This is a genomic window from Mucilaginibacter sp. P5_A4, assembly GCF_056400605.1.
Genome location: NZ_JBFUKX010000007.1, coordinates 1 through 18386 on the forward strand (window position 1 = coordinate 1; position 18386 = coordinate 18386).

The 18386-nt window shown below is 41.2% G+C and carries 26 protein-coding genes and 1 pseudogene; 14 read left to right on the forward strand and 13 right to left on the reverse strand.

The features are described 5' to 3' along the window. The 6 genes from AC1DQW_RS06405 to AC1DQW_RS06430 form a co-directional block, all read right to left on the reverse strand. The coding region (locus tag AC1DQW_RS06405) for an ATP-binding protein (protein ID WP_477453323.1) at positions 1–601 on the reverse strand (601 nt) is incomplete at its 3' end. Next, on the reverse strand, positions 602–1675 hold the full coding sequence (locus AC1DQW_RS06410) for a DNA adenine methylase (protein ID WP_477453324.1): 1074 nt from the start codon (positions 1673–1675) through the stop codon (positions 602–604). A gap of 444 nt (positions 1676–2119) precedes the next feature. After that, entirely contained in the window at positions 2120–2392 is a 273-nt protein-coding gene (locus tag AC1DQW_RS06415; protein WP_477453325.1) for a hypothetical protein, read from the reverse strand. Between the two features lie 26 nt (positions 2393–2418). Then, a complete protein-coding gene (locus AC1DQW_RS06420) occupies positions 2419–3198 on the reverse strand; it encodes a DUF3560 domain-containing protein (protein ID WP_477453326.1) in 780 nt (259 codons plus the stop codon). A 29-nt stretch (positions 3199–3227) separates the two neighbouring features. Next, positions 3228–3710, reverse strand: coding sequence for a J domain-containing protein (locus AC1DQW_RS06425; protein ID WP_477453327.1), 483 nt, complete (start codon positions 3708–3710; stop codon positions 3228–3230). A gap of 284 nt (positions 3711–3994) precedes the next feature. Continuing rightward, positions 3995–4288 (reverse strand): hypothetical protein, encoded by a 294-nt coding sequence (locus AC1DQW_RS06430; protein WP_477453328.1) that lies wholly within the window; start codon positions 4286–4288, stop codon positions 3995–3997. 176 nt (positions 4289–4464) lie between these two features. On the opposite strand from AC1DQW_RS06430, the gene AC1DQW_RS06435 reads away from it, so the two are divergent. From AC1DQW_RS06435 to AC1DQW_RS06445, 3 genes are all read left to right on the forward strand, one after another. Continuing rightward, positions 4465–4725, forward strand: coding sequence for a helix-turn-helix domain-containing protein (locus AC1DQW_RS06435; protein WP_477453329.1), 261 nt, complete (start codon positions 4465–4467; stop codon positions 4723–4725). A 103-nt stretch (positions 4726–4828) separates the two neighbouring features. Then, on the forward strand, positions 4829–5956 hold the full coding sequence (locus AC1DQW_RS06440; RefSeq protein WP_477453330.1) for a S1/P1 nuclease: 1128 nt from the start codon (positions 4829–4831) through the stop codon (positions 5954–5956). A gap of 18 nt (positions 5957–5974) precedes the next feature. Then, a complete protein-coding gene (locus AC1DQW_RS06445) occupies positions 5975–6208 on the forward strand; it encodes a hypothetical protein (protein WP_477453331.1) in 234 nt (77 codons plus the stop codon). Positions 6209–6256: 48 nt separating this feature from the next. Here AC1DQW_RS06445 and AC1DQW_RS06450 read toward each other — a convergent pair whose 3' ends face one another. Further along, positions 6257–6814 (reverse strand): hypothetical protein, encoded by a 558-nt coding sequence (locus AC1DQW_RS06450; protein ID WP_477453332.1) that lies wholly within the window; start codon positions 6812–6814, stop codon positions 6257–6259. A 111-nt stretch (positions 6815–6925) separates the two neighbouring features. Between AC1DQW_RS06450 and AC1DQW_RS06455 the strand changes: the two genes are divergently transcribed. The 5 genes from AC1DQW_RS06455 to AC1DQW_RS06475 all read left to right on the forward strand — a co-directional run bounded on the left by AC1DQW_RS06455 (position 6926) and on the right by AC1DQW_RS06475 (position 9110). Continuing rightward, positions 6926–7474: a hypothetical protein gene (locus tag AC1DQW_RS06455; RefSeq protein WP_477453333.1), complete on the forward strand. Its 549-nt coding sequence runs from the start codon at positions 6926–6928 to the stop codon at positions 7472–7474. Between the two features lie 23 nt (positions 7475–7497). Further along, the gene (locus AC1DQW_RS06460) at positions 7498–7689 is read left to right on the forward strand and encodes a DUF2188 domain-containing protein (RefSeq protein WP_477453334.1); all 192 of its coding nucleotides are present in this window, start codon (positions 7498–7500) and stop codon (positions 7687–7689) included. Next, positions 7676–7978 carry a hypothetical protein gene (locus AC1DQW_RS06465; protein WP_477453335.1) on the forward strand — a complete coding sequence of 101 codons (303 nt, stop codon included), beginning with the start codon at positions 7676–7678 and terminating at the stop codon, positions 7976–7978. Before AC1DQW_RS06460 ends, AC1DQW_RS06465 begins: the two co-directional genes overlap by 14 nt. Positions 7979–8040: 62 nt before the next feature. Beyond that, positions 8041–8277, forward strand: a complete 237-nt coding sequence (locus AC1DQW_RS06470) for a hypothetical protein (RefSeq protein WP_477453336.1) — start codon at positions 8041–8043, stop codon at positions 8275–8277. A 2-nt stretch (positions 8278–8279) separates the two neighbouring features. Further along, the gene (locus AC1DQW_RS06475; protein ID WP_477453337.1) at positions 8280–9110 is read left to right on the forward strand and encodes an SOS response-associated peptidase; all 831 of its coding nucleotides are present in this window, start codon (positions 8280–8282) and stop codon (positions 9108–9110) included. 4 nt (positions 9111–9114) lie between these two features. On the opposite strand, the gene AC1DQW_RS06480 is transcribed toward AC1DQW_RS06475, so the two are convergent. Continuing rightward, positions 9115–9498, reverse strand: a complete 384-nt coding sequence (locus AC1DQW_RS06480; RefSeq protein ID WP_477453338.1) for a TraR/DksA family transcriptional regulator — start codon at positions 9496–9498, stop codon at positions 9115–9117. A 241-nt stretch (positions 9499–9739) separates the two neighbouring features. Between AC1DQW_RS06480 and dinB the strand changes: the two genes are divergently transcribed. The 5 genes from dinB to AC1DQW_RS06505 all read left to right on the forward strand — a co-directional run bounded on the left by dinB (position 9740) and on the right by AC1DQW_RS06505 (position 15443). Further along, entirely contained in the window at positions 9740–10897 is a 1158-nt protein-coding gene (gene dinB, locus AC1DQW_RS06485; protein ID WP_477453339.1) for a DNA polymerase IV, read from the forward strand. A gap of 3 nt (positions 10898–10900) precedes the next feature. Beyond that, the gene (locus AC1DQW_RS06490) at positions 10901–13843 is read left to right on the forward strand and encodes a DNA polymerase III subunit alpha (RefSeq protein WP_477453340.1); all 2943 of its coding nucleotides are present in this window, start codon (positions 10901–10903) and stop codon (positions 13841–13843) included. 139 nt (positions 13844–13982) lie between these two features. Beyond that, positions 13983–14435: a hypothetical protein gene (locus AC1DQW_RS06495; protein ID WP_477453341.1), complete on the forward strand. Its 453-nt coding sequence runs from the start codon at positions 13983–13985 to the stop codon at positions 14433–14435. Positions 14436–14444: 9 nt separating this feature from the next. Beyond that, entirely contained in the window at positions 14445–15203 is a 759-nt protein-coding gene (locus tag AC1DQW_RS06500; RefSeq protein ID WP_477453342.1) for a hypothetical protein, read from the forward strand. Between the two features lie 12 nt (positions 15204–15215). Further along, a complete protein-coding gene (locus AC1DQW_RS06505) occupies positions 15216–15443 on the forward strand; it encodes a hypothetical protein (protein ID WP_477453343.1) in 228 nt (75 codons plus the stop codon). A 23-nt stretch (positions 15444–15466) separates the two neighbouring features. Here AC1DQW_RS06505 and AC1DQW_RS06510 read toward each other — a convergent pair whose 3' ends face one another. From AC1DQW_RS06510 to AC1DQW_RS06520, 3 genes are all read right to left on the reverse strand, one after another. After that, positions 15467–15733, reverse strand: coding sequence for a hypothetical protein (locus tag AC1DQW_RS06510; protein WP_477453344.1), 267 nt, complete (start codon positions 15731–15733; stop codon positions 15467–15469). 2 nt (positions 15734–15735) lie between these two features. Next, a complete protein-coding gene (locus tag AC1DQW_RS06515; RefSeq protein ID WP_477453345.1) occupies positions 15736–15966 on the reverse strand; it encodes a hypothetical protein in 231 nt (76 codons plus the stop codon). 65 nt (positions 15967–16031) lie between these two features. Continuing rightward, the gene (locus AC1DQW_RS06520; RefSeq protein ID WP_477453346.1) at positions 16032–16370 is read right to left on the reverse strand and encodes a PH domain-containing protein; all 339 of its coding nucleotides are present in this window, start codon (positions 16368–16370) and stop codon (positions 16032–16034) included. 410 nt (positions 16371–16780) lie between these two features. Here AC1DQW_RS06520 and AC1DQW_RS06525 point away from each other — a divergent pair, with 410 nt between their 5' ends. Further along, positions 16781–17026: a hypothetical protein gene (locus AC1DQW_RS06525; RefSeq protein WP_477453347.1), complete on the forward strand. Its 246-nt coding sequence runs from the start codon at positions 16781–16783 to the stop codon at positions 17024–17026. 236 nt (positions 17027–17262) lie between these two features. Here the strand turns inward: AC1DQW_RS06525 and AC1DQW_RS06530 are convergent, their stop codons facing one another. After that, the gene (locus AC1DQW_RS06530; RefSeq protein WP_477453348.1) at positions 17263–17754 is read right to left on the reverse strand and encodes a DUF1281 family ferredoxin-like fold protein; all 492 of its coding nucleotides are present in this window, start codon (positions 17752–17754) and stop codon (positions 17263–17265) included. Between the two features lie 22 nt (positions 17755–17776). After that, positions 17777–18163, reverse strand: a pseudogene (locus AC1DQW_RS06535) (DNA adenine methylase); the annotation flags it as partial. Between the last annotated feature and the right edge of the window lie 223 nt (positions 18164–18386).

Here is an 18386-nt window from a genome sequence, read left to right on the forward strand (position 1 = left end):
ATTTTAAAATTGTATCACGTTTTCCTTTTATTGAATACTCCTCTTTGAAAAAAGCCCATGATAAATTAGTAAAACCTGACAATACAATTTTAGTATATTGCTTATTTCTGGATATTTCGTTTATTCTAACGCCTCCTGAAATAGGTATATCACTTACGTCTGATAATTTATTTTCCTTATCAAAATATTTGTAACAAGGAATATTTGCATATAAATATTCGGAGGAGTTTCGCTTTTTACTTTCTATATAAAAGTTTTTGAAAAATGGGAATGTAGACAAAAAACCGATTCCAAACTTGCCAACTTTTGGCCGTGAATATTGATTAAAAGCTGCACTTTCCTTGCTTCTTGTACTACCAGCTATTCGGATATAGAAATCAAAGTCAGAAGCAGTCATACCAATTCCATTATCTTCAATTGTTATAGTTTCATTATCAGTATCAATTGAAATGTGTACATCAGAGGCCAAGCCATCATAACTATTAATAATTATTTCTTTGAGTGACTTTGGAAAACTATCATATGTTGCACCACTTAGAGTTTGTATAACCTTACGATCAACAGTAATTTTTTTTGGCCAAACTCTTTCAGATGATGTCATTTATTTAGCAATAATTAAAGCTTCTATTGATGGTATTCCTTTTTTTCCATCCTTGTTTAGAGCGTATGAATGATTGGTAGTATTTGTAACAACTCTCTTCCCCATTTTCCTGAGTTGCCCCTCCAAAAATTCAATTGAAGGATGCCCACCTGATTTGTAGGATAATATAATTGTTTTGTTCTGAAATTTCAGAAAAAGCTCTTCAAAAGATTCTTCCAGGCTCACTTTATTAAAATGCTGTTGACTCGAATTACTGTTGAATCCCTTATTCGCTAAATCATCATTTATCAGTAAACCCCAATTAGAATAATTAGCTATACCTTCCAAAAAATGGTAACACTGATAATAATTTGATGTTTCATTTTTGCTATTCGATTTAAAGTATGGCGGATCCAAATATACGCAATCTACACCGTCAACCTCAAGATCTAATACTGTATTATTTAGAGCTAAACACCTCTTATCATTATTAAATACGCTTTCATTGATTTCTTTTACAAATCGCAAAAAATGATTTTCAAAAGTTTTTTCCCAGGTTACCTTATTTCCAAAATTACGTTTGACATCAGCGGTTCTTAAATTAAGATTTTTTCTATGAAACAAATTGAATGGTCGCTTCACTAAACTTGATTGGAACAAGGCATTGAAAAGTATAGCCTTCTTATGTTCTACTAAATTAGTGTCACCGGGCAGATTATTTATGTTATATATAATATTGTCCAACCATTCATTTTCCTCATCTAAATAATAAATGTCGCTGAAATTTTGCTGAATAAAATTATAATCACTACCCACACAATTATTGTTACAAACAAATTCCAATTCTTCTGGAGTAACAACTACTGACTGGTTTTCAATTAAAGATTTCCCAATCAGGTAATTAAACTTCATCAAATCGTTGTAAATAACAGATTTACCCATTTTTTTTACCAAAAAACTAAAACTAGCAGAGCCCCCGAAGGCATCAATTACGGTTTCAAATTCTAAATCCTTTATACAATCATAAATCCACGGAAGAATTTTACGTTTACTACCTTGGTATCGCGTTGTTGGGAATCTCTTAAAATCTATCACAATGAACAAAACTGATAAAGGTTATTTTTACCTTCATTATAAAAAATTGAATTATTAAATACTAATACTGGCTATTTACCCTGTTTGTGCAAACTTAATCATTGCATTGATAAAGCTTTCATCCTTTTAATGCCATTTATTAGGTCGTTCCTACATATATGATCCAAAATGAAATGTAAAATATAAAATAAAGAATTGGCACATATGCTAAACAGAAGTTCTGTTGAAGTAAGTAAACAATAATCTCAACATTCACATTGTTCAGGTGCTGCTCAATCAAATGTTTACTATTGCCAATTCAAAAATCAATTTCCACATCATAATGCAAGGATTACATCAAAATTATGGGGGAAAGCATTTTTAAATTGCAAAGGCAATACCTTCCCCATAATACCGACAAGGTTTATGTTATCGACCAATGCCTCTGCATCATCCTGAAAAAAATTACACTTTACAAAAGTTATCTAACTGGTCGGGATTAAAAAGGCTGCTTAAGCCTTTAAACTTAACACGAACTAATTTAGTTCCCTTCCCTTTTTTGTAATTGGCGGTAAATCCATTGGTTTCGATGATCCCTCGCAGGATGTTTTCCGCCTCCCTCGCTTTTTCGGCATCTTCGGCACTCATAAATAACAGGTTGGTGTTTTCAAAAAAACGTAAGGTATTGGCTAAAACTTTTAAAGCTTTTTTCTCAGTATCATTAGCTAAAATACTCATGGCATTAAATTTTACAGGTAAATATTTTATTTGGTTATGTTTTGGGTGATTTGTTTGGCGGCATAAAGGGCATAATCGCTGATATGCCTTTGCCATGCCCCTTCGGTCGGTGACCACCGGAAACCATGACCTTTTAATTCTTTTCTGATCTTTTCCTCCGGCTTACCTTCAAAAATGAGTTGAAGGCGATTAGCTTCTGTATTTTCATAAATGCGAACACCGTTAATTACTTCGTCAAAAACTGGTTTGGTTATTTTCCTGCTCAGTTCCTCCATACGTTTTTCCGTAGCCCGTATCGTTGCATTATTGTTAGTAAGCTTGAATGAGGGAAACCCGGCGCGCTTGAACCGATCAGGCGTAAATAATTCCACCCAAAGCTGCTCTGTAGCAAAAGGCAAAGCTAAAAACCCGGTTTTGTCTTGCTTTTTGATGCACTTATTAGCCGCTTTCATAAACTCATGTAGTTCCTGCAATCCCTTTAATTTGAATTTGAGTTTTTGCAGGGCTTCGGGATCATCTGAAAATATGGCCGTATTATAGGCGATGGCCTCCGCCTTGTCTTCGTAATATTCGGCCTTGTTTGATTTTTCATAGGCTTTGCCAAAAGTGTTATGGATCTTGTTCCTGAAATTCCGATCCCTTTTTTCTGAATGATGCCCAACTAAAATGGGTTGCCCCAAGGGGATCATCCCAGCCATGTACTGCGCTGTTTTGTACAATTGGTTTGATTCCGCTTCATTCTTTGCAGCCCTGTTCAGGGCTGTTTCAATACGTTTTGCTTTTCTTTCGTTAAAATCATTTTTCATAATAATTGCGCGGTTCGCGCCCCTCGCTATTAGTTTTTGATATAGTTCTTTTTTGGTTTATCGTCGTTAATAATCTCGCTGCCGTACTTGCTGCGGATCTCATTAAGGGTCTTTTTACCACCCTTGCCAACTTTAAATTGTTCGCTGCGGAAATACCAGGCTACTTTTTTAGAGGCGTAGAAAAAACCGGCCTCTTTTAACTGCACCTTTACCGTGTAGGTTTCACCGGTTACCCAGATCCAAAAACCAACCAGTTCAATCACAATACCATCAATGTGGATGATCTTTTCGAGTGCTTCCCTGTAGGCCTCCGATGACAGGATCTGACTTTCCGTTTCTTCTTCAGACAGGTTTTCCCCCTTGATCGCTTTGGCACTGGCAAAAGCGTATTCCTTGTTGATCTCCTGCATGGTTTCAGTATCGCCTCCTAAATCCGGGTGATGTTCCTTAGCCAGTTGTTTGTAGGTCTTTTTGACCTCATCGAGTGTTTTACATTCATTAAACCATTTCATAATTCTGCTTTTTTAATCTCTTTTTAAGCCATTTCGGCAAAAGCCTCATTTGGCTTTGATAGAGGCAGAATATTTGCGCGTGGGGCGGGCGAACAAGGCTGACGCGAAAAAATACTACCCGAAGAGTAGCGAGGGTGGAGATTTTTTATAGCGGCATCTGCATGGTCTTGAGAGCCGGGGAGGTATAAATTTGCCTCAAGCAAAGGTCAAATGAATCAGCCATCAAACACAAAATGCCATTGGGAAGCATTTAAAGACATTCCAAAAAACAATAAAATGGAGGTTTAATAATGGAACTGCACCCCGGTTTTGGTACCGGGCGCAGCACCCGAAGGGCTTGGTTCCATTTTTAAACCGGTGTTGACCGTCATCAAATAAAGGGAAAAAGCAAGGGCCTGACGGCCGGATGAGCGGGCGGAATAAGCCAGGTTAAGCGTAGCGTACGGTCTTATTCGGGTGAAGCTTGGGGACATACGGCAGTCAGATTTTTGCTGTGCGGCCGAAAAATTGGGTGAAGCGTGAAGCCGGGGCGAAAACAATGAACCTGATTTTCCGGCATGGTGCTTCAATAAGATCATAAAACAACTCCCCAGTTAGGGATTACAGGGTAAATCCTTTGTAAAAGATTGGACCGGAAAGCCCGGCCGAAGGCAACGGCAAAAAACAAAGAAAAACAAAGACAGTCATTTACTAACATTTATGATACCTCCTATAAGGGGTTATTTAAACCGCCTTTATTATGTTCTTTTACGGCATGATATCAAACGAATTAAACCTGCTCGACGGCACGGATACTACGGAAAAAATATTGAAGAAAGTAGGTAACAGGATAAAAACCTTACGTATGTCTGGCGGAAATTGGAATTACGAAAAATTCGCCTTTAAAAACAATATCGACAGGATGTTGCTGCGTCGATGTGAACTTGGCGAAAGCATGAATTTTGTCAGTTTGCTTAAAATCATCAAAGCATTAGATATACCAATAAGTGAATTTTTTAATGAAGGAATGGATTAAACTCATTAGTAACCTCAAAAATATTCAGATTGATTTACAGGCTTTTTAAAAATACTACTAAAATTAGCATTGAACAGCGAAGCACCTTTTGTATGTTTACCTCATGAGAAAATACATCCTACCTGTATCCTTGATTACATTAGTTATCGGCCTGGCTTCCTGGGGAGCGAAAGGCCACCGGACGGTTGCCACCATTGCAGAAAAGCATTTATCTACAAATACGGCAAAGGCAGTCGCCTTTTATCTAAAAGGTGAAAGTATTACTGATGCCAGTTCATGGGCTGACGAGATTCGTGACGATAAAAAATATGAGAAAACGATTCCATGGCATTTTTTGAACCTCCCATTGGATCTAACACATGACCAGTTCGTGGAGGCAGTTGGTAAACAGGATAAGGACAATATCTATACTGCGATTCTAAAGGCAGAGGCCAACCTGAATGACCAGACCTTAAATGTGGATCAAAAAAACGAAGCATTAAAATTCCTGATCCACCTGGTGGGCGACGCACATCAACCGATGCATGTAAGCCGGGCAGAAGATAAAGGCGGAAATGATATACAGGTTCGCTATGATAATAACGGCACCAACCTGCACAGTTTGTGGGATAGCAAAATGATTGATCACGAGGGTCTGAACAATGCGGAAATGGCCAAAAAATATGATTGGGCAACTGATGTACAAATTAAAAAATGGCAGCAGGACAGCCCAATGCAATGGCTGTGGGAAAGCTATCAGATCAGCAGTGAATTATATGCCGATATCAAACCAGGTGAAACCATTGATGACGCTTATTATAAAAAGTCCATTGCTATCATTCACCTGCGCATTGAACAGGCCGGCATCCGGCTTGCCGGAGAGCTTAACAAAGTATTTCAAAATGAGCATGTCAAGATTACCAATGTTAAACCGCTATCCACTCCATCCATAAATACTATAGCAACAAAGCCCAACCCTATCAAGTTGACCGAAGTAGCTGCTAACACCGGAAAGGAAGTTACGTTAAAGGGTAAAGTATTTGGTTTAAAAGATATTGGCAGTATGGTATTGGTAAATTTAGGTGCCGCTTACCCCAATCAACAACTAACCGTCGTGTTAAAGGGAAAAGCCAAAGATCTAGCGACTATGATCAACGATAAAAACATCACCGTAAGCGGGACGGTAACCATGTATAAGGATAAGCCACAAATCGTAATCAACGATCCTGAAAATTTAAAAATTGATCAATAGGTTCCCAAGACAAAAGCAATGGAAGGCAAATTAGAAGCACATTATCAGAACAGAACTTATTATTTTTTCATCACCGAAAAAAAGCCGCTCGAAGTAGCTATTGAAATGTACAATACCAGGTATAGCCTTATCAAAAAAGGCGAACATTGGGTCAATCATCCCAGTAATAAAATGGAAATGTCAACAGGACTTACTCAGGCAGTTATTGAAGCGATAAAAGAGGTACCTGAAATTGTGGCCGGAATTATATAGATTCAAACGAGTGGTTCCAAAGGCAACAGGACTTTATTACTAATAGACTTATAGATTACCCGAAATTTCAATATTTGGCTTAACAAGCTGCCTTTTGACAATTATTTGAGTTTGGAGATCCGCTGTTAAATGATGCATCGGACAAACCAGTTGGCCGCTCCTTTCCAACATTTCAGTTCCGAAATGAGGGCATTTGCGCCCTTCGCATTTTTGGCCGATGAAATTCTGGTACCATGCTTTATATTGATCAAGTTTTGGCTTTTGCTGTTTTGTCGGATGAGTTGGTATTACTAATCCGGTTGTTGTCTCAACGCATAGCAGGTCATGAAATCCGATAGCCAGGAATTCATAAGTTGAACTTTTTCCGGGAGTAATCACCATCGCGGTATGCCCGTTATTCACCTGAAAGGTATGCTGAATATTGGGATGCAGGTAAAATCGTCCGTCGATATGGTAGTGCTTATGCGGAAAACCAAATTGCGGGTCTGCATGCAAGTGGTCAAAGACAGGTACAAAATGAATCTGGCCGTCACATACCAGCCGGATCTCCGCGCAGGACACCCGGTATCTTTCCCCTTTAATAAAAGATGTGTGATTATCACTCATACAGCCTATGGTTTTTAAACTAAAAAATGCTGATCAGTTTTACAAGATACGATTGTCCCTCATATAAAACAAAGTCGTACAGGCGTTTGTCCTATATATAAATCAAACATTATGATCACCACATCATCATTGGTGCTGGATCGGGAAGACGGCAGCAAATTATATATTGAAATCGAACCGGTATCCTATGAGGACCATGGCGCTGTTAAATATACTGGGGTTTATCATCTCCAGGCATCGAGATACGATGACCCGTTTGCTGCGAATACCGAAGACAATCCCGGCGATACCATTGATGCGGGCACATTTGCGCATAAGGAAGACGACCCGTATGAATGGGTATATGAAGGTGATTTGCTGACAGACGATGAACAACAACAGCTGGCTGCGCATATCCAGGGTTTGGATCGTGGCGACTCGGATTTAACAGGCAATGAAGAAAACGGAACAAACGAAAGTTTTTATGTTCAGGCATATTACCACGGTGGCTTAACCAGTTTCGAGGTAACGCCAACGGGACATAGCTACCTGATCGCTTATGATGGTCAGCTTATCGCGGAATTACAGCATAACGAAGACTGGATGCAAATATCCGGCAAACCACTGGATGAAGACGTATTTGTATCCATAAAGCAATCCATCGAAGCAAAATATGATTGAGCAATAATTTAATAACTGAAGATATGCCCTGGCATAACGGAGATTACCCGCCATCCTATAAAAATCAGCCCAAAAAGCTGCGGGAAAAAGCTGTGGAAATTGCCAACGAAATTTTAAAAGAAAGTGGCGATGAAGGAATTGCAATCGCAGCCGGCCTGAAAAAGGCGCGGGAGTACTTTAAGGACCATTCTGGGGAAGCAGATGAAAAAAAATAATTACTTTTTACTGGAAGATGCGAGGCGGGATGTTATCGTTCATGGAGAAACCGGGCTGCGGGTGAATGTATTTAACCGGGAAACGGAAGGTTTTAGTCCGGCTCCCGGCGAGATTCATGTTGTTGGGGACGATCATGGCCTGTGGTTGGCCTTTGAAACAGAAGGCTGGACCATGGAGGGGCTGGAAATTGTTTCCTCTGCCGTGTTATGGTACGCCCGCCGCCTGGACTATCCGCAAATGCAGATTACCACCGAAGATCCAAGACCCAAGCCGAAGGAAATTACCTGAAAGACAATCCAATTTTGACCACCATCGTAATTACAAGTTTTTCTTACTAATTTTATATATCAATGGACAGCAGCGACGCCTTTGTAATAGAATTGAGTGATATTGTAATGACTGTGACCAGCCACCAGATTGGCGGGGACGAGGTTTTCCATATTGTGTTTTCTGATCCCCGGCCACCATTGGTTGTTTATGAAGCGCTAGGCGGTAACCGGCCTTTTTGGACATCGATACCACAGGGCAGGCAAAAGGAAGCAGAATTTTTTGGTGCGAGAATTGAAGCGTATTTAAAAAACAAATAGTTATGTGTTATTATAACGGGCAAAGGGTTTCCAGGGCAGAATTTATAAAGCTGTTGCAACTGGAAAAGGATATCAAAAATTATGACTTCCTGAATAAAGGGGTGATCAGCGGATTTAGCGATGTTCCTATTGCCGTATTAGTGCCAAATGACGCACATGATAACTTCGAGATCGAACAAATGGAATGGGGGTTTTTACCGGAATTCGTCAAAAACCGTGAACAGGTTCAAAAATTCCGCTTAGGTTACAAGGATACAAAAGGATTATGGCATACGGGATATACTACCCAAAACGCCAAGGCAGAAAACCTGTTCATGAATGAGCAGGGCACCAAGCCATCCATGTATGCAGACGCAGCAAGAAACCGCCGTTGCCTGGTGTTATCCACCGGTTTCTTTGAGTGGCGGCATGTTTACCGCAACCATAAAAAAACAGGCTTACCTTTAAAAACACCTGATAAATATCCGTACCATATCGGTTTAAAAGACCAGGAATATTTTTACCTCGCGGGTATCTGGCAATACTGGACGGATAAAGATACCGGCGAAACGGTAAAAACACTATCGATAACCACGGCACCTGCGACCCGCCTGATGGAGCAGGTTCACAATTCTAAAAAAAGGATGCCAACAATACTAGCAGATGAACTGGCCTGGGAATGGATGATGGAGGACCTGAGTGATGAGCGCATTATGGAAATAGCTAAAACCGGGTTTCCGGCAGAAAAAATGACAGCATGCACTATTGCAAAGGAATTCCTTGCTTCCCTTGACCCTACTGAGCCGTTTGAATATGCGGAACTTCCAGCGTTGGAATTGGCCATCGCATCATAAAGTCCTACTGCTTTAATTTAGCGGCCATGCTTAATGTAGTGTGCGGTACAGCCATTAAACGTTCTTTTTGGATCAGTATACCTGTTTCCCTACAGATGCCATATGTTTTATTTTCGATCCTAACCAATGCGGCTTCGAGCTGATCTATAAACTTTTTCTGGCGGGATGCCAATTGGTTAATAGACTCTTTTTCGGCTGTAGCAGAACCATCCTCCAGCGTATTATGTGAGCTCGCCGTATCATCTGTGCCGTTAGCGTTTAGCCTGCTGATGGAACCCGCCAGGTCCAATAATTCTTCTCTTGCTGATTGGATTTTTCCCAGGATCAGGCTTTTAAATTCAGACAATTCCGTTTCGTTGTATCGTGTTTTCTCTATCGCAGGATTCATGTTCTAATATACTTAGTGCTGGTTTATAATCTCTAAATTTAATTAAAAGCACTAATTAAACAACTTAAAATAAGCCAATAGTTTGCATTTCAAATCAACGGCTGCTTACCCCCCCCCATTTTTTAAAAAATGCATATCGAGTAGCGTTCTGTTATTTAATGTGGAAAATATTTCTAAAATTAAAATTTAAAATGCTAAAAATATTAGCATAGCTTTGTAGTCCGAATTAACTTTTTATAACATGAGTACCAGCCGCCACATCATCCATATGGATCAGGATGCTTTTTTTGTATCGGTAGAGGTTCGAAAAGATCCCAGTTTAGCCGGCAAGCCTGTTATTATCGGCAGCCCGTCTGACCGTGGCGTGGTAGCTTCCTGTAGTTACGAAGCCAGGAAATTCAAAGTGCGTTCAGCGATGTCCTCCAGGATGGCGCGGATGTTATGCCCGGATGCAATATGGATCAAAGGTAATATGGATGTTTATTCGGCTGCGTCCAAAGAGATCACCGAAATATTAAAAGAAAGGGTGCCACTGATCGAGAAGGCCAGCATCGACGAGCATTATATCGATATGACCGGGATGGATCGTTTTCACGGCACCCTGAAATATGCGCATGAGTTACGCGCCAGGGTAATCAGGGAAACGGGCTTACCGATTTCTTTCGGTTTGTCGGTCAACAAGACCGTTTCTAAAATGGCGACCAACGAATGTAAGCCCAATGGGGAACTTAACATTGAACAGCCGGAGGTACAACCATTTCTAAATCCGCTGTCGATCAGCAAGCTACCTGGCGTTGGCGACAAAACGTTTATGAAATTAAGTGATATGGGTATCCGAAAAATCCATACGCTCACCCAGGTTCACCCGGAATACATGACCAGTATTTTAGGAAAAAACGGCATTTATCTTTTGCAAAAAGCAAAGGGTATCGATGAAGCCCCGGTTGTTCCTTACCAGGAACAAAAAAGTATTGGAAGGGACTGCACGTTTAAGAATGACAGTATTGATATTGAATCCATCCTTAACCTGATGACCGCCATGGTCATGGAACTGGCGTTTGAACTGCGCCAAAAGTATAAACAGACGGCCTGTGTTACCGTGCGTATCCGTTATTCCACTTTTGAAGATGTGAGTAAGCAAAGCGTGATCGGTTACACCGCGCTGGACAGTACACTTATCAATAAATCCAGGGAATTATTCCGGCAACTTTATCAAAAGCGGCTGCTGATCAGGCTGATCGGCGTAAAATTCTCTAACCTCGTTGGCGGATTTGAGCAAATCGATCTCTACTCGGAATCGGAAGAACAATACAGCCTTTGCCAGGCCATGGATAAGATCCGCAGACGTTTCGGTGACCAGGCTATCAAGCTGGCATCCAGTATCAATTTAAACCTGTAATGTATGTATCTCAACGTACATTCCCAATATAGCCTGCGCTATGGCACGATGTCTATCCCAGACCTCGTGGAGGAAGCGGCATCACGCGGCATCACACAAATGGTGCTTACCGATATCAACAATTCGACGGGCATCATGGAATTTATGCGGGAATGCGGCGAAAAAGGGATTAAACCTATAGCGGGAATGGAATTCCGCAGGGAGAAACACCTGCTGTATATTGGCGTGGCCCGGAATAAGGAAGGAATGAAGGAACTGAATGACTTTTTAAGCGAGCATAACCTCGAAAAAAAGGAATTACCTGATATAGTACCGGCATTCAGCGACGCATTTATTATTTACACTTACGGCTATAAAGGCATCCTTCGGGAGAACGAATACCTCGGCATCCGTTTCGATCAGCTCAATTTATTATATGGCAAAGATCTAAGCCCGATCCGGGACAAACTTCTTGCCCTGCAACCCGTGTTTGTGGCTGACAAAATTCAGTATCGTTTGCATGAATATTTACGGGGTATTGACCTCAATGCGGTGTTAACCCTGGTTAAACCGGAGGACAAATGTAAACCCACTGATATGTTCCTGAAACCGGGAGAGTTAGAGATGCGGTTTTCGAAATATGCTTTTATCCTGGACAACACCCGAAACCTGATGCACAGGTGCGAAATGAATTATCCGAAAGGCCGCACCAACCTCAACCGTAAAACCTTTACCGGTAATAAAAAGAACGATAAGGAACTGCTGGAAAAGCTATCCATGTCCGGGATGGAATATCGTTACGGGAAAAGTAACAAGGAAGCTTTGAAAAAAGTGAAACATGAATTGAAAGTCATTTATGAACTGGACTTCTGTGCCTATTTCCTGATCACCTGGGATATTATTCGTTACTCGATGTCAAGAGGCTTTTATCATGTGGGGCGTGGTTCGGGCGCTAACAGTATTGTCGCCTATTGCCTGCGCATTACGGACGTTGATCCGATGGAACTTAACCTGTATTTCGAACGATTTTTAAACGCGCAGCGCACCTCCCCTCCTGACTTTGATATCGACTACTCCTGGGATGAGCGGGAAGATGTGCAGGATTATATTTTTAAGCGGTATGGCAGTCAGCATACGGCACTGTTAGGCACCATGTCAACCTTTAAGGATCGCAGTATTATCCGGGAGATTGGAAAAGTGATGGGATTGCCTAAATCGGAAATCGACGGCTTCACTGACCAAACCAGATCGGCTATTAACCGGAACAATGAAACTTTTCAAAAGATCACGAAGATCTATGAACTGATGGCGAATATGCCAAACCAGCGGTCTATACATGCCGGTGGGGTACTGATTTCGGAGGAACCTATCACCTATTATACGGCGCTGGATATGCCACCCAAAGGAATGGCCACGGTACAATGGGATATGTACGAAGCAGAAAAGATTGGATTTGACAAATATGATATTCTAAGCCAGCGCGGGATCGGGCACATCAAAATGGCGGTTAAACTGGTTGAAGAAAACCAGCAGCGAAATATTGACATCCACCAGGTTAAGAATTTTATGCGTGACCCGGTGGTCAATGCCAAACTGGCTTCCGGCCATACTATAGGTTGTTTTTATATCGAATCACCGGCCATGCGTCAACTGATCCGTAAGCTGAATTGCGATAATTACCTGACGCTTGTCGCGGCCAGTTCCATCATCCGGCCGGGTGTGGCCAGTTCGGGTATGATGGGGGCTTATATCAAATACCACCATGCACCGGAAACTGTGCAATACCTGCACCCGGTAATGAAAGAGCAATTAGCTGAAACTTACGGGGTAATGGTCTACCAGGAAGATGTGATTAAGATCTGCATACATTTTGCCGGTATGGATGGCACGGATGCGGATATATTAAGAAGGGGAATGAGTGGGAAATACCGGTCAAAAAAGGAGTTTGAGCGGCTGGTCGAGCGGTTCCATGAAGAAGCCATCAAACTGGGGAGACCGGAACCTGTGGTGAAGGAAGTATGGCGGCAGGTGAGTTCGTTCGCGGGTTATAGTTTTTCCAAGGCGCACTCGGCCAGCTTCGCGGTGGAGAGCTACCAAAGCCTTTTCCTGAAAACCTACTATCCGAGGGAATTTATGGTTGCTGTACTGAATAACTATGGAGGTTTTTATAACCGTGCCCTTTATGTCCACGAATTGCAGCAATCCGGAGCTCATGTACATCTACCCTGCGTAAATAACAGTGACCATCTGGTCAACATTCGTGGGATAGATGTTTACCTTGGCCTGTTTGGCATCCATGGCTTAACAGAAACTTACATCGAAAAGATTCCAGAAGAACGGCGGCAAAACGGCCTGTATCAAAACCTGGAAGATTTTGTCAAGCGTACCGGCATCGGCCTGGAACAGGCAATAATCTTAATCCGTGTCGGGGCATTACGGTTTACCGGAAAAAGCAAAAAAGCGCTGCTTTGGGAGGTTCATTTATTGATGGCAACAAAAGTAAAGCCGGTCAATGAGACGGAACTGTTTACCGTAGAAGCACGAAATTATTCCTTACCAGTATTGGTCAATACCGCTCCCGAAAATGCTTATCATGAGTTGGAATTACTGGGTTTCTCGTTGAGCCTATCCATGTTTGATTTGCTGGAAACCTGTTTCCGGGGAGAAATCCAGGCAGTTGATTTGGTGAATCATATCGGGCAAATGGTAAAAATGGTTGGTTTATATGTATGCGAAAAATCAGTGAGAACAAAAACAAATCAAAATATGTGGTTTGGTACTTTCCTTGATCATCAAGGCCATTTTTTTGATACGGTGCACTTCCCGAATACTACACCGTCCTATCCATTCCGGGGTGCAGGTTGTTACCTTATTTACGGCAAGGTGGTGCAGGAATTTGGTTTTGCGAGTCTTGAAGTGCTGCAATTCGCGAAGCTTCCGATCATGGCTAATCCGGTTATGGAATAACACACTAAGCAATTCACCTGGCGAACAGGGGTCACTTTGCTTTGGCCAACGTGGTCACTTTCAATTGGCAAGGGGCATTTTTGTATTGCCCAGATGGGGGCACTTTCATGTGTTTTATCCGGCCAAGTGTAAAAAAGTGATGAAAATATTTGCACTTGCTAATAATTTTAGCATAGATTTGTGTAACAAATTTACAGCGATGGGTAATTTCAGTTTAAACAGGGGAACGGACCGCGATATCATCAGCATGGAATCGCAGAACTTTAAGATGAGCGTGGAGAAGGACCGCATTCTGGCGGTGGAGGAATCCGGCCCGTTATATTGGATCTCGCTGTACCGGGATAGCGACAATTTTAACAGTGTCGCGGCAGGCTATGTATTTGAGGTACTTAGCAGCAATGCACCCAAAGAAACGGAAATACCTTTGTTCCGTGAAGCAATCGCATTTTATATGTATTCCTTTCCAAATTCCAGAAACTACCTGACCACCATTCCTGAATTTTCGGATTTTTATCCGGGAGAGGCTAACTGGGATGATGAAGATACAGCAGAACAACAAAACGAAGCCCCGGCGTTACCTGATCCATTTTAATTTTTAATTATGGAAAACAGCTTTGAAATTATTAATCAGGATGGCGATGACCTGATCGTATCGCCTGAAAACAGTATAACCTTAAGGGTAATTCCTCCTGAAAAGAAAGCGGCACGTGAGCTGTGTTCGACCAGCGTGTTTGAATGTCCGGATTATAGCATTGGGGTTATTATCAACGATGTGCTTTCTCCGGATACTTTGTTTCCGGTAACCATGAACTATGATTTTCAGATTATGGGTAATGACCTTCCCTATGCAAGACCGAAATTTAAACTTTGGGTTGAAGCCATTGAATACTATTGTACGACCAGGCTGCAGGTAAAAAAAGAACAGCTCAACATCGTGGACTTTGATCAGCTGGAAAGCGACTACGCAGAAGAAAATTCTGAAATTACAGGGGATAAAATAGTTTATGATTTCCGGTATTTTGAGGGAGAAGATAAGCAGGTCATTTACCTTTCGGACGGCAGTTTCAGTATGGGCATCGAAGAGCGGGAGCCCTCGGAGACAGAAAGTGGCCCGGTATTATCGGCTACTTTATTTCAGCCCTTTGTAGATGGGCATGCGTTGCGTTTCAGCTATGACGATTGGGAGATCAGGTCGAATTATGTATTTACCATCCTGGTTTGTGACCAGCCTATCGATGGTTTCATGAAACCGAAAGAAATGTACTTTGATGCCATAGACCACTTTTTTGTGCATGTGTTAGGCACCAATAATTACCAACCAGGTCTTCCATATTATTCTTATATGTTCCAGGACGAATAAAATTAAACCGCTATGAACAAGCAACAACAAAAATATTTAGATTCCCTTTCCGAAAAAGACAGGGCTTACCGGGATACACTGGCACCACAGGACAAGGCATTATATGATTATTTCAGCAGTAGCCCTGCTATACCGAAAAATCAAAATGGCGGGTTTACTTTGGAAAGTGCATTAGGCCCGGAATTGACGGTTGGTGACTGCACGCCTGAGCTTTGGGCGAAGATCGGACATACCGGATAATTAAATGAGAGAGCTTATTTTAATTACAGCTGGTTATCACCTGTCGGCAATGTCACCAGCCGTCGCGCGATAGCTTGTAATAATCCAATATTTAAGGTGCTTATATTGGCCTCCAGTTGCCGGGCATTGATTAGTGCCCTATAATTTCTTTCTTCATCCGGCTCGAATATCACCGGGATGCCGTTGATATTAACTTCAACCCGGTGACTAAAACCATAATCAAAAAACCGCGCCTCAAACTCCAATTCATTGCCCTGGAAATTAACGGGTATGGATAATAGTTCGCTCATGGCTAATAACGTTGTTGATTGCGGTAAAATTCGCGCATATGCGCCTGGAACATCCGCTCGTTGTTACGCTTGTCCGTAGCTACTTTTGAACGTTTCATATAACCCCGGATAAAGATTGCCCAAACGCCAAAGGAGATCACAAAACATGGTAATGGGTGTTTCATGTTCAAACCGGCCATTAAGGCACCGGTTGAAATAAAAAATGTAAAAAGGAGGTAAATGGCAGTTTTCATGACTTCTAATAGCTAAATTTACTAAAATAATTAGTTATTTCCAAGCATAAAGGAAAATAATTTACTCAATTTAATTCTACGATTTTATTATCCAAGCGGGCTTTCTGCACATGATCTCGAATCGTGTCTATAATGTCCGATACCGGTATACCTGTAAAAGTGACGCGCTTATTTTCCGGGTCGGTTGTCTTCAAAGTTAAAATCATCAGTTTAAATACCCGAAGAATTAAAGGTTGCAGGATCACGTAATCTTTAACACGGTACATTTCAAGGCTATCCAACCTGGTTGAAAACAGGCCTGAGCTCACCCGGACTACGTCGGGGTTTATTAAATAGCGATAGAATGACCGGAAAAATGACTGCACTTCAGGCGGAACGCCAAGGCGGGTGAGGAAAGGGTGCATTAGCGACGGGGGCCGGAATGTGTGTATCCCCGTTGTTGTTGGTTATTAGAACGGGAATTTATGTCACGGTCTTTATTGGCTTTCAATTCATCCATGTCCATTTTAGCTTTGAGATAACCGGGGCTAACCTCGGCTGCCTTTTGCGTATCACGTTTCTTGTTAAAAAGCGCATTCAGTCCTTTAAACTTTGGCCTTCAACCAATGTTTAATCAAGAAAATAAAAGGACGAATAAGGTTTTAGAATAAAAAGTCTGTCACCTAAGTTGCCAATACCATATTCAGAATCCAGGCTTGTTCTTCGAGAACGCAGAGGAAACTTGATTTTATATATAGAGATAGAGAGAACCTGTACCTGTTTTTTTATTAATATAAAGTGTATAATTTAGGCAGCTAATAAATAGATTTGCTCCATGGAAGAGCAGCTATATGTACCTGTATTTTATGAAGGAAAGGAAATGTATTTTGAAGCAAATATACTTCCTTATAGTGCTGTACCATGGATCGAAGTAAATATATTGGGGCGAAGCATTTTGTTTGAACGCGACGAATCAACCAATCGTTGGAAATTATTAAATTCAAACAATGAGGAGGCCAAAGACTTGAACAATGATCTCCTAATGCTGATTGCCGCCGCTTTAAATTCGTTAATTAAATAATAAGGAAAGATAACCACGGAATCCTTTATTTCTGAAATTGGTAATAGGGTTTATTTTTAGAGGAAACCTTATCACAATAAGCGAATGAGAATCATTCGCTTAAAATAGGCTGGCAATTTAAGCAATAAAATAACTTACAGGCAAATAAAAGGCACAACAAAGTACCCCGGCCTTAATAGGTCGGGGTGCAATAGCTTATGCTTTATAAGCATAAGGCAATAGGTAGGAAATAAAAATCACCTTCTTATATATTGATTATTTTCCGGGCCGTCTTTTTTTCGTTCTAACAGCGTTTCCCATATTTCGTAGTCACTTTCATAAGCTTCGCCCTCGAACAGGTACTTCTCGTTTTCTTCGTCAAAAGTAATCTGCTCAAAATCCTCATCACTCAGCGAAACATCTGTCAATGTTTTGCCGTCATAATTAGTTTCGCCGAAGATGCGCATGTTCGGTTCAGAATAACTCTGTACAAAACCGACCTGATAGTTATCCGCCAATTCGGTTACAATGGCGATATTCGGAGACCATTTTGTCTGATAGCTGAGATAATCATTATCCCATGCTATTTCAAAGAAATAACCACCCCTTCCACTGGCAATAAAATCAGGTAACTGGCCTTGATCAGTCTCATCTTCTTTTTGGGAAAGGTGTTCAAAAAGGTCTTTCAAAGACTCGATCTGTTTTTCATCGCCTTTAAATTCAACAATATTACTGCACCAGTTTGGCATAGTGTAATTCGTTTAGAGGTTTTTAAATAATAGCTGGCCGTAGTTTTGAGCCAAATGAAATGGGTAATTGGCAACCAGCAGCTCCGTTTTTTTTTAACTTCTGCTTTCTGTTTTTTGAATTAACAGCAATTGGCTGAATAATAGCAAGTTCTACCCAGCCATACTGTTTAACATACTTCGCTAAAACGCTGGACGGGTAAGCGGACAATAGGAGTTTACCTTTTATTTTAGCCAGTAAAGAGAGCAAGTTCTCGAAATCCTGCTCGGAATAGCCATCATAATGGCCCATATCGGAATTGAAATACGGCGGGTCGCTGTAGAAAAAACTGTTTTCATGGTCACGGCTTTTGATAATTTTTAAAGCATCAGTACTTTCCAACCGGCAGTTTTTCAACCTCTTGATCTCATTCCGACAATTGTTTCTTAAAGCTTAATGATTTGATAATATTATGCTCGTTGGTTAAGGTAAGCTTTACAAACATTTGTCCATCAGTTAAGGATTCAAAGTTTGAGGCAATCAGAAAACCCAATGATAAAATCATTTAATGAATGTCTATTCGAGCATCAGTTCGGCATATATCCTAAAATTTGGGGCAACAAAAAACCCGCTGGGGGCTGCGGGTCGGTTAATT

What these genes read in the sequence shown, in the direction of transcription:
- AC1DQW_RS06415 (WP_477453325.1), bottom strand. Translation starts at nt 2,392, where the DNA reads ATGAGTATTTTAGCTAATGATACTGAGAAAAAAGCTTTAAAAGTTTTA.
- AC1DQW_RS06420 (WP_477453326.1), bottom strand. Translation starts at nt 3,198, where the DNA reads ATGAAAAATGATTTTAACGAAAGAAAAGCAAAACGTATTGAAACAGCC.
- AC1DQW_RS06425 (WP_477453327.1), bottom strand. Translation starts at nt 3,710, where the DNA reads ATGAAATGGTTTAATGAATGTAAAACACTCGATGAGGTCAAAAAGACC.
- AC1DQW_RS06430 (WP_477453328.1), bottom strand. Translation starts at nt 4,288, where the DNA reads ATGATCTTATTGAAGCACCATGCCGGAAAATCAGGTTCATTGTTTTCG.
- AC1DQW_RS06435 (WP_477453329.1), top strand. Translation starts at nt 4,465, where the DNA reads ATGATATCAAACGAATTAAACCTGCTCGACGGCACGGATACTACGGAA.
- AC1DQW_RS06440 (WP_477453330.1), top strand. Translation starts at nt 4,829, where the DNA reads ATGAGAAAATACATCCTACCTGTATCCTTGATTACATTAGTTATCGGC.
- AC1DQW_RS06445 (WP_477453331.1), top strand. Translation starts at nt 5,975, where the DNA reads ATGGAAGGCAAATTAGAAGCACATTATCAGAACAGAACTTATTATTTT.
- AC1DQW_RS06450 (WP_477453332.1), bottom strand. Translation starts at nt 6,814, where the DNA reads ATGAGTGATAATCACACATCTTTTATTAAAGGGGAAAGATACCGGGTG.
- AC1DQW_RS06455 (WP_477453333.1), top strand. Translation starts at nt 6,926, where the DNA reads ATGATCACCACATCATCATTGGTGCTGGATCGGGAAGACGGCAGCAAA.
- AC1DQW_RS06460 (WP_477453334.1), top strand. Translation starts at nt 7,498, where the DNA reads ATGCCCTGGCATAACGGAGATTACCCGCCATCCTATAAAAATCAGCCC.
- AC1DQW_RS06465 (WP_477453335.1), top strand. Translation starts at nt 7,676, where the DNA reads ATGAAAAAAAATAATTACTTTTTACTGGAAGATGCGAGGCGGGATGTT.
- AC1DQW_RS06470 (WP_477453336.1), top strand. Translation starts at nt 8,041, where the DNA reads ATGGACAGCAGCGACGCCTTTGTAATAGAATTGAGTGATATTGTAATG.
- AC1DQW_RS06475 (WP_477453337.1), top strand. Translation starts at nt 8,280, where the DNA reads ATGTGTTATTATAACGGGCAAAGGGTTTCCAGGGCAGAATTTATAAAG.
- AC1DQW_RS06480 (WP_477453338.1), bottom strand. Translation starts at nt 9,498, where the DNA reads ATGAATCCTGCGATAGAGAAAACACGATACAACGAAACGGAATTGTCT.
- dinB (WP_477453339.1), top strand. Translation starts at nt 9,740, where the DNA reads ATGAGTACCAGCCGCCACATCATCCATATGGATCAGGATGCTTTTTTT.
- AC1DQW_RS06490 (WP_477453340.1), top strand. Translation starts at nt 10,901, where the DNA reads ATGTATCTCAACGTACATTCCCAATATAGCCTGCGCTATGGCACGATG.
- AC1DQW_RS06495 (WP_477453341.1), top strand. Translation starts at nt 13,983, where the DNA reads ATGAAAATATTTGCACTTGCTAATAATTTTAGCATAGATTTGTGTAAC.
- AC1DQW_RS06500 (WP_477453342.1), top strand. Translation starts at nt 14,445, where the DNA reads ATGGAAAACAGCTTTGAAATTATTAATCAGGATGGCGATGACCTGATC.
- AC1DQW_RS06505 (WP_477453343.1), top strand. Translation starts at nt 15,216, where the DNA reads ATGAACAAGCAACAACAAAAATATTTAGATTCCCTTTCCGAAAAAGAC.
- AC1DQW_RS06510 (WP_477453344.1), bottom strand. Translation starts at nt 15,733, where the DNA reads ATGAGCGAACTATTATCCATACCCGTTAATTTCCAGGGCAATGAATTG.
- AC1DQW_RS06515 (WP_477453345.1), bottom strand. Translation starts at nt 15,966, where the DNA reads ATGAAAACTGCCATTTACCTCCTTTTTACATTTTTTATTTCAACCGGT.
- AC1DQW_RS06520 (WP_477453346.1), bottom strand. Translation starts at nt 16,370, where the DNA reads ATGCACCCTTTCCTCACCCGCCTTGGCGTTCCGCCTGAAGTGCAGTCA.
- AC1DQW_RS06525 (WP_477453347.1), top strand. Translation starts at nt 16,781, where the DNA reads ATGGAAGAGCAGCTATATGTACCTGTATTTTATGAAGGAAAGGAAATG.
- AC1DQW_RS06530 (WP_477453348.1), bottom strand. Translation starts at nt 17,754, where the DNA reads ATGCCAAACTGGTGCAGTAATATTGTTGAATTTAAAGGCGATGAAAAA.